Annotated in this window: 15 protein-coding genes and 1 tRNA gene; 9 read left to right on the top strand and 7 right to left on the bottom strand. The window is 67.0% G+C overall.

Annotated elements, in window-relative coordinates; all coding sequences use genetic code 11:
* Positions 1-14: 14 nt before the first annotated feature.
* Positions 15-707 (bottom strand): flavin reductase family protein, encoded by a 693-nt coding sequence (locus QX039_RS14870; RefSeq protein ID WP_315735116.1) that lies wholly within the window; start codon positions 705-707, stop codon positions 15-17.
* A gap of 187 nt (positions 708-894) precedes the next feature.
* Positions 895-971, bottom strand: a tRNA-Arg gene (locus tag QX039_RS14865).
* A 390-nt stretch (positions 972-1,361) separates the two neighbouring features.
* On the opposite strand from QX039_RS14865, the gene QX039_RS14860 reads away from it, so the two are divergent.
* Genes QX039_RS14860 through QX039_RS14850 form a run of 3 tightly spaced genes read left to right on the top strand, consistent with a single transcriptional unit; the run spans position 1,362 to position 3,867 of the window.
* Complete coding sequence (locus QX039_RS14860; protein WP_315735118.1) at positions 1,362-2,285, top strand: fused MFS/spermidine synthase; 924 nt, start codon at positions 1,362-1,364, stop codon at positions 2,283-2,285.
* Positions 2,282-2,899 (top strand): fused MFS/spermidine synthase, encoded by a 618-nt coding sequence (locus QX039_RS14855; protein WP_315735121.1) that lies wholly within the window; start codon positions 2,282-2,284, stop codon positions 2,897-2,899. The genes QX039_RS14860 and QX039_RS14855 overlap by 4 nt, the downstream gene beginning before the upstream one ends.
* Positions 2,900-2,922: 23 nt before the next feature.
* Positions 2,923-3,867 carry a M28 family peptidase gene (locus tag QX039_RS14850; RefSeq protein WP_315735123.1) on the top strand — a complete coding sequence of 315 codons (945 nt, stop codon included), beginning with the start codon at positions 2,923-2,925 and terminating at the stop codon, positions 3,865-3,867.
* Between the two features lie 28 nt (positions 3,868-3,895).
* Here the strand turns inward: QX039_RS14850 and QX039_RS14845 are convergent, their stop codons facing one another.
* On the bottom strand, positions 3,896-6,022 hold the full coding sequence (locus QX039_RS14845) for an FAD-dependent oxidoreductase (protein ID WP_315735125.1): 2,127 nt from the start codon (positions 6,020-6,022) through the stop codon (positions 3,896-3,898).
* Positions 6,023-6,376: 354 nt separating this feature from the next.
* Between QX039_RS14845 and QX039_RS14840 the strand changes: the two genes are divergently transcribed.
* The 3 genes from QX039_RS14840 to QX039_RS14830 all read left to right on the top strand — a co-directional run bounded on the left by QX039_RS14840 (position 6,377) and on the right by QX039_RS14830 (position 8,083).
* Positions 6,377-7,093, top strand: coding sequence for a hypothetical protein (locus tag QX039_RS14840; protein ID WP_315735127.1), 717 nt, complete (start codon positions 6,377-6,379; stop codon positions 7,091-7,093).
* A gap of 104 nt (positions 7,094-7,197) precedes the next feature.
* Entirely contained in the window at positions 7,198-7,782 is a 585-nt protein-coding gene (locus QX039_RS14835) for a YidB family protein (protein WP_315735129.1), read from the top strand.
* Between the two features lie 34 nt (positions 7,783-7,816).
* On the top strand, positions 7,817-8,083 hold the full coding sequence (locus QX039_RS14830) for a GlsB/YeaQ/YmgE family stress response membrane protein (protein WP_315735131.1): 267 nt from the start codon (positions 7,817-7,819) through the stop codon (positions 8,081-8,083).
* Between the two features lie 55 nt (positions 8,084-8,138).
* On the opposite strand, the gene QX039_RS14825 is transcribed toward QX039_RS14830, so the two are convergent.
* Positions 8,139-8,918, bottom strand: coding sequence for an SDR family oxidoreductase (locus tag QX039_RS14825; RefSeq protein WP_315735132.1), 780 nt, complete (start codon positions 8,916-8,918; stop codon positions 8,139-8,141).
* A gap of 233 nt (positions 8,919-9,151) precedes the next feature.
* On the opposite strand from QX039_RS14825, the gene QX039_RS14820 reads away from it, so the two are divergent.
* The 3 genes from QX039_RS14820 (at position 9,152) to QX039_RS14810 (ending at position 12,352) form a co-directional block, all read left to right on the top strand.
* Positions 9,152-10,216 (top strand): acyl-CoA dehydrogenase family protein, encoded by a 1,065-nt coding sequence (locus tag QX039_RS14820; protein WP_315735133.1) that lies wholly within the window; start codon positions 9,152-9,154, stop codon positions 10,214-10,216.
* A gap of 19 nt (positions 10,217-10,235) precedes the next feature.
* Positions 10,236-11,393 (top strand): acyl-CoA dehydrogenase family protein, encoded by a 1,158-nt coding sequence (locus QX039_RS14815; protein ID WP_315735136.1) that lies wholly within the window; start codon positions 10,236-10,238, stop codon positions 11,391-11,393.
* Positions 11,394-11,545: 152 nt separating this feature from the next.
* Positions 11,546-12,352, top strand: a complete 807-nt coding sequence (locus QX039_RS14810) for an enoyl-CoA hydratase/isomerase family protein (protein WP_315735138.1) — start codon at positions 11,546-11,548, stop codon at positions 12,350-12,352.
* Positions 12,353-12,399: 47 nt separating this feature from the next.
* Here QX039_RS14810 and QX039_RS14805 read toward each other — a convergent pair whose 3' ends face one another.
* From QX039_RS14805 to QX039_RS14795, 3 genes are all read right to left on the bottom strand, one after another.
* Positions 12,400-13,173, bottom strand: coding sequence for a hypothetical protein (locus QX039_RS14805; protein ID WP_315735140.1), 774 nt, complete (start codon positions 13,171-13,173; stop codon positions 12,400-12,402).
* Positions 13,174-13,304: 131 nt separating this feature from the next.
* Complete coding sequence (locus QX039_RS14800) at positions 13,305-14,099, bottom strand: enoyl-CoA hydratase (protein WP_315735142.1); 795 nt, start codon at positions 14,097-14,099, stop codon at positions 13,305-13,307.
* Positions 14,100-14,300: 201 nt separating this feature from the next.
* Positions 14,301-15,485: an ABC transporter substrate-binding protein gene (locus tag QX039_RS14795; RefSeq protein ID WP_315735730.1), complete on the bottom strand. Its 1,185-nt coding sequence runs from the start codon at positions 15,483-15,485 to the stop codon at positions 14,301-14,303.
* Positions 15,486-15,637 lie beyond the last annotated feature (152 nt).

Below are 15,637 nucleotides of genomic sequence, written 5' to 3'. Positions count from 1 at the left end.
GGGGCCGAGCCGGCTCAGCCTGCCGCCACCTCCATCCGCATGGCCGCCTTGCGGGCGCGCTCGACGTCGGGCGTGCGATAGGCCGCCTCCGGAATGGTGCCCAGCCGCGACTCGTGAAGGCGCGCGCCCAGGCCATAGAACTGCTGGAAGCTCATGATCAGCGGCCGCCATTTGTCCGGGTCGATACGGTCACGCGTGCCGTCCATCAGGATGGCCTCGTCGACATGGATCCGCTGCACCCGCACCTCGAAGCACTGGATGTGCCCCCTCAGGATCGCGTCGTCGTCGGCGATGCCATGCACCGACTCGATGCGCGCTTCGAGCTGGACCGCGCATTCGGCGACGCGCGGAGCCGCAACGGTCTCCGACGCCGTTGCGGTCAGCCCCGCGGCGGCGAACTTGTCGGACACGTGGCGATAGCCCTTGCGCTGCTTCATCGCCGGCACCGGGTCCGATCCCGTGGTCTGCGCCAGGCGATCGACGGCGGCGACGAGATCGACCGACGGCAGGTTCAGCACGCACTCGCCGGTGCGGCGCATGTTCTGCGGCGTCTTCGATCCGGCGGCGAGGCCCAGCATGCAGCGCCAGCCGAGCCAGAATGCCGACGACATCGGCGCGAGATTGAAGCCGCCATCCTCATTGACGGTGCTGATGAGGACGACCGGCGTCCCAAAATAAAGGATGCCCGGCTCGATGGTCGTATGCATGGAAAGCGCTCCAGGGTGATGCATCTCGGCGGCGATTGCGCGCCGCACGGACGGGGCTCAGGCCGCCGTCTCACCCGGAGAAGTTCCTCGATGGCAGCGAAGCGCTCCACCCGATTCCCGAACGGGCCGGATCACGCGTGCGCCGGGCTTGATCTGGAGAGGTCTGCGCGCGCAAGGCTGCGGCAGTTGGCGATCCCGGCATGACTCGAACATGCGACCTACGGTTTAGGAAACCGCCGCTCTATCCAGCTGAGCTACGGGACCGGAGCCTGCACCGAAGTGCACCTGCTTCGCCGCCTCCATAGCAGACCCGGCCACCGACCGGAAGCCTCTCCGGTCGTCGCCTGAACCGGACGGCCGGCCGTGGCACAACGACGCTCGGGTCCAGTGATGGGAAGACGGTGGGAACGCGGCCGCGTGATCCCGGTTGAGGCGGGGCGCCTACCGATCACAGGCCCGTAGGGAGGGGGTGGTTTGACTATCCGGAAGGCAGCCGATGGTCTAAGAGAACGGCGCCGATCCGGACCCCGGCCTTGGGATCGCCGTATTGGTCGTGCCTGAGCGCGTCACGTGGCCGGGCCAGCCGTCCGGCGCGACGAGATCCGCTTTATCCAGCGCGCCTGCCCATTTCAGCCGAGGGAAACAGACAAGTCGATGCTCATCCGGTCGGTCATTTCAGGCGCGCTCGCAGCTCTGCTCTCCGTCGCCGCCGCAAGCGCGCAGGATACCCGCCATCTGCTGGAGTCCAAGGAGTCGCTCTACAACAACATCTATGTCTATGAGCAGGCGCCCTACCGCAGCATGACGTTCGGTCACAACCGGCGCATCTATACCGAGAGCGTCTACAACACCCGCGACGAGCTCGATCTGCCGGTCGACTATACCCGCTTCATGACCGCGAGCGTGATGTATGCCAAGGACGTCCGCTCGATCCTGGAGATCGGCTTCGGCGGTGGCCGCACCGCCTGGTACCTGCACCGCTCCCTGCCCAAGGTGCAGGTGACCTCGGTCGAGCTCGATCCGACCGTGCTGGAGCTCGCCAAGAAATATTTCGGCATCAAGGAGGAGCCGAACTTCCACGTCGCCAACCGCGACGGCCGGCTGTTCGTGCAGGAATCCAAGGAGCGCTACGACATCATCCTGATCGACGCCTATCGTGGGCCGTTCGTGCCGTTCCATCTGCTGACCAAGGAATTCTACCAGCTCGTCAAGGACCATCTCGCCGAGGGCGGCGTGGTGGCGCAGAACGTCGAGCCGTCGACCATGCTGTTCGACGCCGCGGTCAAGACCATTCACAGCGTGTTCCCGCAGGTCGACTTCTACGAGGCCGGCGGCAACATCGTCATGGTCGGCTATCTCGGCGACGAGCGGAAGCCCGAGGATCTCGCCGCCATCGCGCAGGAGCGCGACAAGGAGTTCGGCTTCCGCTACAAGCTTGCCGAGATGCTGGCGCAGCGCAAGCGCATCGAGATCGACGGCGGCCAGGTGATCGATGCAAACGCCAAGGTGCTGACAGACGACTTCGCGCCGGTCGAGGCGCTGAAGAGCATCGAGCGCCACAACAGGAAGCTGCCGTGAGCGCGCCGGTGTCACGCTCGGGCCTGCTGGCGATCTATCTCTGCTCGTTCCTGGTCGGCTGCGTGCTGATGGGCTTCGAGATGCTCGGCAGCCGCTATCTCAACCCGTATTTCGGCAGCGGCATCGGCGCCTGGGCCAGCCTGATCTCGACGGTGCTGTGCGCGCTCGCGATCGGCTATTTCGCCGGCAGCGCCATCGTCGACCGGCAGCCGACGACGCGCACCATCGGCACCATGATCCTGATCGCCGCCGCCTACATGGCGCTCGTGCCGGCGACGGCCGACATCGTCATGGCCGACATCCTCGACACGGTCGGCGACGGTCCGGCGGCCACGCTGATGGCCTCGACCGCGCTGCTGCTGGTGCCGCTGACCCTGCTCGGCACCTTCTCCCCGATCGCCGTCAGCCTGTTGACGCGCTCGGCCGACGAGGCCGGCCGCGTCGCCGGATTGGTCTACGGCGTCTCGACCATCGGCAACGTCGTCGGCACGCTGGTCACGACCTTCGCGCTGATCCCGACGATCGGCTCGCGCGCGATCACCTATTATTTCGCGGTGGCGCTGGCTGTCTGCGCCGGCATCCTGTTCATTCCGTTCGGCAAGAAGACGTCCTGATTTTCATTTTGAAGAGCTTCTCGATGACTGAGTTCTGGCCTCGCCTGACCGCTACGGTGGCAATGGCGGCATTGCTGTTTGCATCCCCCGCGGCACGCGCCGCAGAGGCGCAGATCGAGCTCTGGGACGGGCAGCGCGCGATGGCCCATATCGCGGACCTGCTGAAATTCACGCCGCGCTCGATGGGCGAGCCGGGCCATCAGAAGACGATCGACTACATCAAGGCCGCGATGGCCAAGAGCGCGGCGGACGCGGTGCTGACGCAGAGCTTCACCGCCAAGGGCGACGACGGCAAGACGATCCCGCTGACCAACATCATCGCCCGCTTCCAGGCGCAGAACCCGCGCCGCATCATCGTCGCGACGCATTACGACAGCATCGTCAAGGCCTATCGCGACCCGAAATCGCCGGACGTACCGATGCCGGGGGCCAACAACTCCGCCTCGGCGGTCGCGCTGCTGCTGGAGACCGCACGCGTGCTGTCGCTGTCGCCGAAGCCCGACGTCGGCATCGACATGATCTTCTTCGACGGCGAGGAGGGGCCGAAATCGCTCGGCGCCGGCGATCCGACCTGGCGTCCGCTGGGCTCGCCGCATTTCGCGGCCAATCTGAAGACCTATTATCCGGCGCACAAGCCGGAGAAGGCGGTCGATTTCGACATGGTCTGCGACAAGGATCTCAAGCTGCAGCCGGAGCCCTCGTCGCTGGCCTCGGCGCTGCCCGAGGTCAAGAGGTTCTGGAGCATCGGCAGCCGTATCGCGCCATCGGCGTTCTCGCCGGAGCCCACGGCGTATCCGATCAGCGACGACCACACGGCGCTGCAGCAGGCCGGGATTCCGAGCTTCCTCGTCATCGACTTCGACTACGAGCCCTATTTCAACACCACGCAGGATACGATCGAGCAGTGCTCGGCGCAGAGCCTGGAGACCGTCGGCCGCACCCTGCTGCGCTACCTCTATACGCCTTGATGCGCCCGAGCTGCGGCAGGCGGCGCGCTCACGCCGCCCGCGCCCGTGCCTTCAGCGGATCCGACGCGACCTCTGATGCGCGCGCCAGCAGGCCGGGCACGAGCGCTTCGGCCGCCTCAGCGCCCGAGATCACCACGGCCTCGACGCCCGCTCCGGCATTGCCGCCGCCGGCGATGACGAGGTTGCGCAGCGGAGCCTTGGCGCCCTTCAGCCGTCCCGACCGGGCCAGGCCATAGATCGCACCGTCGCTGGCGAGGTCGTAGCGCGCATAGGTCACGGGGCTGGCGTCGGTGCGGTAGACGATGTGCTGCGACAGGCCGGGAATGATGGTCTCGGCGGCCGCGACCATGGCATCGCCGAGCTGCTGCTTGCGCGCCTCGTAGTCCGGCGAGCGGCGCCACGCCTTCCAGTCGTCGCCGCCCTCGCCCGGAAACCAGCCCTTGGCCTGCTCGTGAGGAACGAGGGTGATGATCGTCATCGTCGCATGTCCGTCGGGCGCAGCCGACGGATCGAGCTTGGACATCACCGCGAGGCCGATCCCCATCGGCGAGTCGAGATGCGTGGTGGGCGCGATGTCGGGCACCATGTCGAGGCCGAGATGCACCGAGAAGCACGACGTGGCCGGCGCGAGGGTGCGGGCACGCTCACGAAAGACGGCGGGCAGATCGTCGGGCCTCAGAAGCTCGGTCAAGGTGCGGCCGAGATCGGCATTCGAGACCACCGCCTGCGCGCGGACCGTGCGGCCATTGCCGAGCACGACACCGGCGGCACGGCCGTCCTCGACCAGAATGCGCGCGACCTTGGATTTCAGATGCACCTCGCCGCCCCGGGCAGTGACCGCCTCGGCGAGCACGTCCGCGAGGTGGCCGGAGCCGCCGACCGGATAAAAGCCGCCCTTGAAGTAGTAGCCGAAGATCGGGACCATCTGGGCGCAGCTCAGCTTCTCGCTGCCGTCGCCGAGATAGCCCGACAGCGCATTGAGATAGGCGATCAGCTCGGGATCGGAGACATGGGCGGCGACCAGCTCGTCAAACGGGCGGTTCATCCAGCGGTACGCCTGCGGATGCTTGCGCGGGAAGGCCAGCATCTCCTCCAATGTGGCCGGCATGCCGGGAATGCCGCTGCGGCCCTGCCCCGTCGCATACATGCTCTCGAAGATGGCATGGATGGTGTCGAACAGCTGGGTCAGCCCGTCCGCGCTGGCCGGAAACATCTCGCAGAGCAGTCGGACATAGGCGCGCCAGTCCTCGGGCACGTCGATGCGGCGGCCGGCGAGACGGTAGGAGTGAATGACCCGCTTCCACTGGATGCGGTTGGCGACGCCGAGCCGGCGCAGCACGCTGTCGACCGGCCCGCCGAGCCAGACGCCGGAGAAATCGTGCGGCCCGGCATCGAAGCGATACAGCACGGGCTTGTTGTCGTGGTGGGCCTTGCGCAGATAAGTGTGGCAGAAGCCGCCGGGCACGACGTGGTGGTCGAACACCTTCACCTTCAGCCCGGACTCCGCGAGCAGGGCTGCCGCCGTCAGCCCGCCGATGCCCGCGCCGATCACCGCGACGTCGCACTCGGTGTCGGCCGCCTGGGTGAAGCTCGGCGCCGGCCATTGGCACTCCTCGCGCGCGGCCCGCATGCGCAGCAAGGCCTGGCGAATCGCGAAGCGCGGGCCGAAGATCGAGATCAGCGCGCCGCCGACGACGATCATCGTCGTGATCCAGGAGGCGACGCCGGCCCAGCGGCACAGGCCGAGCACGAGGAACAGGACGCCCCAGAGCCCGGTCATCATCATGTTGATCAGGTGGAACTGGGGCGTCGCGGCGCTGTCGGCATAGGCCGACCGGGAATAGTCCGCGGTCCAGGGACGACCGACGGCGAGCGAAGCAAAGCTGATGAGGCCGAGCCCTGCGAAGGACAGCCACAGCGCATTGCCGGCCGTCCAATTCGGCGCGACGTCGTTGGCGATCGCCAGCACGACGAACAGCGCGAGGCTTCCGAGTTCCAGCGGCGCGAGCTGGCCCCGGGAGGCGCGCCAGACATTGGCGGCCAGCGCCAGGCCCAGCGCGGACCACACCGCCCATGCCGGCTGGTGCCAGGCCAGTAGCGCCCAGAACACGACGAACGGCAGCAGCGCCAGCTTGACCGTGAGGAACACTTTCATGGCCGCCTCCTCCGCGCCGGACGCGCGCAGTTTATCTTTCCATTGTCAAGATATTCATAGGAGCGCTCGCCCGGTTCCGTCAACACCAATCTTTCCAACGTCAAGATTAGTTTTGTCAACTACGGCGGGATGAAAATGGTGGAAAGATGCTGCGTATCGTTCCGGCGCCACAGCAAGGTGCGATTCACGAGCGGCACCGCCGTCAATGCCGACCCGACTGTGGCAACCAGATCACGGAACCACGGCAAATAAAGAAGAAAGTCGCAAATTACGCAGCATTGGAGTCACACCTCGCCGCAAAATGGCGACAATCTCCCGTCATCTGAGGCGGGGAGCCGCTGAGGATTGCCGTTCGTGTACCCACCCCGCCTGCCAGTACTGATCTTTGCAGCGATCACCTGCTTGCCCGCCGTGCAACCTCCACGCGCGCACGCAGAGTGGTGGAGCCGCTCCCCGACGGATTTCGAGGAATGCGCCGACGCCGCCGAGAAGTCGGCCTCCAAGGAGGAGAAGACGGCGGCGCTGGCGCAGTGCAACGCTAAATTTGCCGGGAGACGGAAGCCGGGCGGCGGCTATGTCTATTACGACTTCATGCAGGATCGCAGCTTCGACATTGCCGGTCCCAATCCCACGGCCGAAGAGCAGAAGTTCATCGACCAGCAGTATACGCAATACCTCGAGCGCCAGCGCCACGCCAACATGAGCTCGGCGATGATGTCGCGGCCGCAAACGCAGGACCTCCAGCCCTCGCTCAGGGACATGACGGCGCGGGCCGCGATCGAGCCGCCGAAGCCGGCCATGCCGGCCCCGCCGCCGCAACGGCCGAGCAAGCCGCCGGCTTCGTCCGCGCAAGGCGGATTGCCACCGCCGACGTCGAACGTGGAGGCACGCGCCCGCATCAAGGCGGCGCAATGTGCCAAGGACGGCTGGCGCCGCGATTCGTTCTCGTGCAACTTTCCGGTCCTGTCCGAGAAGCTCGACGAACTGAAGCGGATGTTCACCGGCCCGAGCCAGACCGCGGCCGCGCCGCCCGGAGCCAAGGCGCCGAAACGGGCCGAAGCCAGGAACTGAGCCGCGCGCGACACGTTCCCCCTGTGCGACCATTCTGCACGCGGCTTGTAACGCCGCGTGCAAGCCCATAGGTTTTGTCGGCGTGGGGCGCAGGAGGCAGGGTCATGGGTCTACTCGATATCCTCAACGGCATGCAGAACGGCCCGAACGGGCCGAGTCATCCGACCACGCAGAAGAGCGGCGGCATGTCGCCGATGACGATGGCGATCCTCGCTTTGCTGGCGTGGAAAGCGGTGAAGCATTTCTCGCAGAATGGGCAGCAGCCGAACGCGGCGCCAGCGCCGGTCCCGCCGCCCCAGCCGACCGGGAATCAAGGCGGACCGCTCGGCGGCGGATTGAGTGGCGGCCTCGGCAACATCATCGCCGGCGGCCTCGGCGGCCTGCTTGCGGGCGGTGCCGCCGGCAGCGTGCTGTCGGGCGGGCTCGGCGATCTCCTGCGCCAGTTCCAGGACAAGGGCCATGGCGACACCGCGAACTCCTGGGTCTCCCCCGGCGAGAACAAGCCGATCTCGCCCGGCGATCTCGCCAATGCGCTCGGCGCCGATCAGATCGATCAGCTCACCGCGCAGAGCGGGCTGTCGCGCGAGGAGCTGTTGAACGGGCTGAGCCAGTACCTGCCGAAAGTGATCGATCAGCTCACGCCGGACGGGCGGCTGCCGACCGAGCACGAGTTGGCGGGCCGGATCTGACGCTCCGCGATCGCTGACGGGAAGGACGACACTCATGCTGCACATTCTGATCGTCGGGCTGGTCGCCGGCTTCCTGGCGCGGCTTCTATCGCCGGGTCCCAACAATCCCTCCGGCTTCATCCTGACCATCGTGCTCGGAATCCTCGGCGCGTTCCTCGCCACCGCCATCGGGCAGGCCATCGGCCGCTACGGCCCCGACCAGGGCGCGGGCTACGTGACCGCGACCCTCGGCGCGGTCGTGGTGCTATTCATCTGGAACAGGCTGGTCGCCAGCGGCACGATCCGCGATTTCAATCGGTAACCGCCTCACGCCACGTCATTGCGAGCGACCACAGCGGCCGCTCGCCATGACCATTTCACCCCAACAGATGCATCCCCGCATCCATGCGCACGACCTCGCCGGTCATGTGGCCTGACGCCGGACTCGCCAGGAACGCCACGAGCTGCGCGATATCCTCGGCGGATGAAGCCGCGCGCAGCGGCACCCGCGCCACCACGGCATCGCGCACCTGCTTGGCGCCGGCCTCGCCGCGGCCCTTGGTGAACCAGGGCGTATCGATATAGCCGGGGCAGACGGTGTTGACGCGGATCGCGGGCGCCAGGGCGCGGGCCAGCGACAGCGTCATCGTGTTGAGCGCGCCCTTGCTGGCGGCGTAGGCAACCGACGAGCCGACGCCGCTGATGCCGGCCACCGACGAGACGTTGACGACCGCGGACGCACGCGCCGTCGCCTTGGCCGCCGCTTCGAGCAGCGGCCGCGCAGCGCGCACCATCTGGAAGGGGCCGATGGTGTTGACCGCGAAGATGCGTTGGAAATCCTCGGCCGAAAGGCCGTCGAGCTGATCGTGCGGTACGTGCTTGGTGGTGCCGGCATTGTTGACGAGCGCATCCAGCCGGCCCCAGGCCGCAGCGGCGGCGACGATCTTGCGGCAATCCTCGTCGCGCGACACGTCGCCTTGGACGACGACGACCTCGGCACCTTCCTTGCGGCAGAGATCGGCAGTCTGCTCGGCCTCACTCTTGCTGTTCGAATAGTTCACGACGATGCGCATGCCGGCCTTCGCCAGCAGCAACGCGGTCGCGGCTCCGAGGCCGGACGCCGAACCCGTCACGATCGCGCACAGACCTTCAGCCATTCCGCACCTCCCTGTTTGCTTTGCTTCTTCTTAGCCAACATCGCTGCATCTGCAAAATCGGCAAAATCTCCGCAGCGCGGAAATCGCTCGCCTCCATGCGGCGAGCGGACGGGGCCCTGCAGCGGGCTACGCTTGTCAGGACCGTCGCTTGCGCTCATCATGCCGGCAAAACATCGCCGGCGCGCGCAGGACATGGCGCGCCGAGACCGACGACAACGAGGGCGAGGAGCGCTGTGGCGGAAGCTGAGAACATCGTCGTTGCGACCGCGGAAAAGATCTTCGCCGATCTCGCCGACCCGCAGACGATCAATCACGACAAGGACGGCCGCTGGACGGCGCCGCTGTGGCGGGCGCTGAGCGAGGCCGGCCTGCCGCTCGCCTGGGTGGGCGAGGAGTTCGGCGGCGCCGGCACTGACCTCGCCGACGGCTTTGAGATCATCAATGCCGCCGGCCGTTTTGCGATTGCGGTGCCGCTGGCCGAGACGCTGCTCGCGGGCTGGCTGCTGCAGCAAGGCGGCATTGCCTCGCCCGACGGCCCCATGACGATCGCGCCGGCTCATCCGAGGGACCGGATCACGCTCGACACCGACGGCACATTGTCCGGCCGCGCCCGCGGCGTGCCGTTCGCCAGGACGGCGCAGCATGTTGCCGTGCTCGCCCAGGGCGGAGACGGCGTGTCGATCGCGCTGGTCGAGACCGCGCGCCTGCGCATCGAGGCGGGCCTCAACCTCGCCAACGATCCCAGCGACACGGTGACGTTCGACACAATCACGCCGCTGGCACGCCGGCCAGCACCGGCCGGCTTCGACGCCACGACCTTGATGCTGATGGGCGGCGTCGCCCGCGGACTGCAGATCGCCGGCGCGCTGGATCGGCTGCTCGCGATCAGCGTCAACTATGCCGGTGAGCGCGTCGCCTTCGAGAAGCCGATCGGCAAATTCCAGGCGGTGCAGCACAACCTGGCACGGCTGGCCGGTGAGAGCGCCGCCGCGAGCGCGGCCGCGACATCCGCCGCGGATGCGATCGCGCGTGCCGGCGCATTCGACGAGGCGGTGTTTCTCGAAGCCGCCGCGGCCAAGATCCGCTGCGCCGAGGCCGCCGAAAAGGGCGCGGCGATCGCGCATCAGGTCCACGGCGCGATCGGCTTCACCACCGAGCACATCCTGCATCGCTTCTCGCTGCGCGCGCTCGCCTGGCGCGACGATTTCGGCTCCGAGAGTCATTGGGCCGTCGAGCTCGGCAGGCGCGTCGCCGCGCGCGGCGCCGATGAGCTGTGGCCGCTGGTCGCCTCGCGCTGACGACGAAGGGGATTGCCGCATGACCGCACTTCGTTTCGATCCGATCCGCCTGCCGAGGGAATGCGAGGAGCTCCGCAAGGAGGTGCGCGCCTTCCTCGCTGATGAGATCGCGGCCGGCACCTTCAACCCGTACCAGCCCAAGCGCGAGGATGCCGACGCACGTGAGTTTGCGGCCCGCGTCGGCGCGCGCGGCTGGATCGGCATGACATGGCCGAAACGATATGGCGGCCACGAGCGCTCGTTCCTGGAGCGCTACGTCGTGACCGAGGAGATGCGGGTCGCCAACGCGCCGGTCAGGCGCTTCTTCGTCGCCGACCGGCAGAGCGGACCGATCCTGCTGCGCTACGCACCCGAGCATATCAAGATGGACATCCTGCCGCGCATCTGCCGCGGCGAATTGTGCTTCGCGATCGGCATGAGCGAGCCGAACTCGGGATCCGACCTGTTCGCCGCCAAGACGCGCGCGACCAAGACCGAGGGCGGCTGGCTGATCAACGGCTCGAAGATCTGGACGACGTCGGCGCACATGGCCGATTACATGATCGCGATCTTCCGCACCTCGCCGTCGACCAAGGAGAACAGGCGTCATGGCTTGACGCAGTTCCTGGTGAACATGAAATCGCCCGGCATCAAGGTGAATCCGATTGGCCAGATCACCGGGCAGAAGGAGTTCAACGAGGTCGTCTTCACCGACGCCTTCGTGCCGGACGATCATCAGCTCGGCGAGATCGACGGCGCCTGGAAGCAGGCCACCTCCGAGCTCGCCTATGAGCGCTCGGGGCCGGAGCGTTTCCTCGAAACCTATTACGTGCTGACCGAGCTGGTGCGCGCGGTCGGTCCCGATCCGGACACGCGCAGCGCCGAGGGCATCGGCCGGCTGGTGGCGCAGCTGCATGCGATGCGGCGGATGTCGGTGTCGGTGGCCGGCATGCTGCAGGCCGGCAAGGAGCCGGTGGTCGAGGCCTCGATCGTCAAGGACGTCGGCACGGTATGGGAGCAGCAGCTGCCGCACCGCGTCCGCGACCTCGCCGCCTTCGTCGAGGAGAACGCAGGAAATCGCGAAACCTTGGAGAACCAGCTGACATTTGCGATGCAGACCGCGCCGAAGCTGACGATCCAGGGCGGCACCACTGAGGTGCTGCGCGGCATCATCGCCCGCGGGCTGGGACTGAGGTGAGGCAGACAGCATTCCGGCGGTCGCGAACTGATAGCGCTGGCAATGAACCGTCGTCGCGAGCGCAGCGAAGCGATTCAGAGCCGCGCCAAGATTCTGGATTGCTTCGCTTCGCTCGCAACGACGCCCGGAAAGCAGAATCGGAGACCACAACCATGACCCACTTTCCTGACATCGGGGTCGAGATCCACGGCCATGTCGGCCTGATCGAGATTCGCCGGCCGCCGCTCAACTTCTTCGACATTTCGCTGATCAACCAGATCGCCGACGCGCTCGAAGGCTTCGACCGCGACATCGAGATCCGCGCCTCGGTGCTGGCGGCCCAGGGCAAGGCGTTCTGCGCCGGCGCCAACTTCACCGATCCGGCGCGCCAGGCGCAGGAAGCGGCCGGCGCAAAGGGCGATCCGGCCGACAGCCTCGGGGCGATCAACCACCTCTACATGCAGGCCGTGCGGATCTTCCGCTGCAAGAAACCGGTGGTCGCCGCCGTGCACGGCGCCGCAATCGGTGGCGGGCTCGGCCTCGCCGTCTCGGCCGACTTCCGCGTCACCTGTCCGGAAGCGCGCTTCTCCGCCAATTTCACCAAGCTCGGCTTCCATCCCGGCTTCGGGCTGACGGTGACGCTGCCCGAGCTGATCGGCAAGAACAACGCCGAGCTGATGTTCTACACCAGCCGCCGTGTCACCGGCGAAGAGGCGCTGAAGATGGGGCTCGCCAATGAATGCGTGCCGCAGGACCAGGTGCGGACAGCAGCGATGAAGCTCGCCGCCGAGATCGCCGAATGCTCGCCGCTCGGCCTGCTGTCGACCCGCGCGACGATGCGCGCCAGCCTCGCCGACCGTGTGATGGCAGCAACCGAGCACGAGCTCGCCGAACAGACCCGGCTGCGCGCGACCGAGGATTTCAAGGAAGGCGTCAAGGCAACGGAGGAGCGGCGCTTCGCGAACTTCAAGGGGCGGTGACGAGCCTCGAGCTTCCAACGTCGTCATGGCCGGGCCATGACGAGCAACTAACTGGCGACCGCCCCCTGCAACGCGAAGGCAACGCCGCCAATCGTGAAACAACCGCCTGAAACCGCATAGCCACGGGCGCGCGCGGCGTCGGCCACACGTGCAGCATCGGCGACGCGGAACGTCAGGCCGCTCATGAGTTCGCGCTCGCCGGGTTCGACACGGATACGGGCGTTCGGCAAGTACAACTGCTCAACACCATCGCTGCCGGCCGCCGGCACCACGTCGAGAATCCGCCCCCAATGCGCGGCGAGCGAGGTCGGCTCGGGGCTCCGCAGCACCACCTCGGTCATCGCCGTCGTCACGTCGCTGCGGATCGCGCGCGTCCAATCCGGCCCGGCGGGCGGATAGGCGCCAAGCACATCGTCGCTGCCCTCGGTGTGATTGAGCTCGATGAAGGCGGCGCGGCAGTCACGCGGATGCAGTTGCACACCGTGATAGGGCGGATGATCGATCACGTTGGCGGTCCGCACACCCATCTCGTTGGCGCGGGCGGCGCGGCCATCGGGATCATCGCAGGAAAAGATCGCCATGTAGCCGCCGCGGCCGCCGGTCTTGTCGAGGAAGCGTCCCGCCGCGGTGTCCTCGCGGGTCGGCGCAATCACCTCGAGCAGGATCGGCCCGACCGGCAGCAGCGCATTCTCCAGTCCGTATTTGGCGACATGCAGATCGCGGTAGCAGACCTCCAGCCCCATGATCGCGGTGATGTCCGAGACCACCGGCTCGAGCCGGGGCGCGACCAGGCAGATCTGACGGAGGTGGAGGTAAGGCATCGCAGCCCTCTTTGAGGAATCACGTGTTCACACAAGCCCGCGGCGTCATTGCGAGCGACGCGACGGAATCCAGAGCTCAGGCCATGACCCTGGATTGCGTCGCTTCGCTCGCAATGACGGAGAACGCGGAGCTACCGACCCTGAAACACCGGCGCGCGCTTCTCGACGAAGGCTTTCGCCGCCTCCTTGTGATCCTCTGTTTCGCTGCAGCGCGAGTGATGCATCGCCTCGGCGTCGAAGCAGGCCTCCAGCGTCATCGTCTGGGCATTGTTGATGTTGCGCTTGATGTAGCCGAGCGTCACGCTCGGCCCCTGCGCCAGCGACAGCGCCAGCGCGCGCGTGGCGGCTTCGACCTCGGCGTCGGGCACCACCTTGGTGACCATGCCCAGGGCGAGCGCCTCCTGCGCCGTCAGGACCGGCGAGGTCAGATACAGCTCCCGCGCCTTGGCGCTGCCGAGCAGTTGCGTGAGGAAGTAGGTGCCGCCGAAATCGCCCGACAGCCCGACCTTGGCGAAGGCCGTCGTGATCTTGGCCGACTCGCCGGCCACCCGCAGATCGCAGGCCAGCGCGATCGACAGGCCGGCGCCGGCGGCCGCGCCGTCGATCTGCGCCACCACCGGCTTCTGCATCTGGTGCAGCAGCCGCGACACCTCCATGCGCTCGCGCAAGGTCGTCACCTTGGTCTCGAACGAGGGCGCGGTCTTGGCTTCGGCCATCGCCTTGACGTCGCCGCCGACGCAGAACGTGCCGCCGGCGCCCTTGAGCAGCACCGCACGCACCTCCGGATCATTGGCCGCGCGATGCGCCGCCTCGACCAGGCCCTTGGTCAGGTCGCTGTTGAGCGCGTTGCGTCGCTCCGGACGGTTCATCGTGATCGTGAGCAGGCCGGAGTCGAGATGCTGCAGGACTGTCGTGTTGGTGGTCATGGCCGGCGCTCCTTGTTGTTTCCTGGTGTTATGTCTCCCGTCATTCCGGGGCGACACGGCGGCGTCGAGCCCGGAATCCCGAGCTGATGGACTCACATCGAGGTTCCGGGTTCAACGCTGCGCGTTGCCCCGGAACGACGGATGTCGCGGCAGAGTTTGCGCCTTGCTCGGGCGCGCCCCGGAATGCCGTGGCCCCGGCCGTCACTTCTTCACAAGCGGGCAGCGCGACGCCTCGAGCGGCTGGAATGCCTCGTCGCCCGACACGGTCGCGAGCAGCTTGTAGTCGTCGGACTTCCCCCTCGATTCCGACGGCTTCTTGACCTCGAACAGGTACATGTCATGCACCATGCGTCCATCCTCGCGGATGCGGCCGCCCTTGGCGAACATGTCGTTGATGGGTGTGGCCCGCATCGCCTTCATGACGGCGTCCGCATCGGTCGTCCCGGCCGTCTTCACGGCTTTCAGATAGTGCGTGACGGAGGAATAGACCCCCGCCTGGGCCGAGGTCGGCACGCGCCTGGTGCGCTCCATGAAGCGTTTGGTGAAGGCGCGGGTGTCGTCGTTGAGATCCCAATAGAACGCTTCCGCGACCAGAAGCCCCTGCGCCGTCTCGAGCCCGACGCTGTCGATGTCGGAGACGAAGGCGAGCAGCGGCGACAGCTTCTGGCCGCCTTTGCTGAGGCCGAACTCCGCGGCCTGCTTGATCGCGTTGATGGTGTCGCCGCCGGCATTGGCGAGGCCGATCACCTTGGCCTTGGAGGCCTGCGCCTGCAGCAGGAAGGACGAGAAGTCCGACGTATTGAGCGGATGACGCACGCTGCCGAGCACCTTGCCGCCCGACTTCACCACCACGGCGGTGGTGTCCTTCTCCAGATCCTGGCCGAAGGCGTAATCCGCGGTCAGGAAGAACCAGCTGTCGAGGCCGGACTTCACCGCCGCCAATCCCGTGACATTGGCCTGCGCGAAGGTGTCGAACACGTAGTGCACGGTGTACGGGCCGCAGGCCTCGTTGGACAGCCTGACAGAGCCGGGACCGTTGAAGATGATGATCTTGTTGCGCGCCTTGGCGATCTCGCCGGCGGCCAGCGCGGTGGCGGAGGCCGCGACATCCCAGATCATCTCGACGCCCTGGTTGTCGAGCATGTCGCGGGCGATGTTGGCGGCGAGATCGGCCTTGTTGAGATGGTCGGCCGCAAGCACCTCGATCTTGCGGCCCAGCACCTCGCCGCCGAAATCCTCGACGGCCATCTTCGCCGCGGTCTCGCTGCCGGGACCGGTGATGTCGGCGTAGAGGCTCGACATGTCCAGGATGCCGCCGATCTTCAGCGGCGGCTTGCTCTGCGCATGCGCCACGCCCGCAGAGAACGTCAGCGCCGACGCCAGCATGAACAACGACGCCGCCGCGCCGCGGATGGTTCTGCTCATCGATATCCTCCCTGCCGGGCACGTCGCTACATGGCGACGGCCTCGTTGATAGTTCGCATCATGGCGCACGCTTTCGCATGCGGCAAGCGCTCAGCACGCTCAGCAAAAGCGTC

Source organism: Bradyrhizobium sp. SZCCHNR1043 (genome assembly GCF_032489675.1).
Classification (GTDB): Bacteria; Pseudomonadota; Alphaproteobacteria; order Rhizobiales; family Xanthobacteraceae; genus Bradyrhizobium.
The sequence above is the reverse complement of the archived record's forward strand: the minus strand, read 5'-3'. Positions and strand labels throughout refer to the sequence as shown.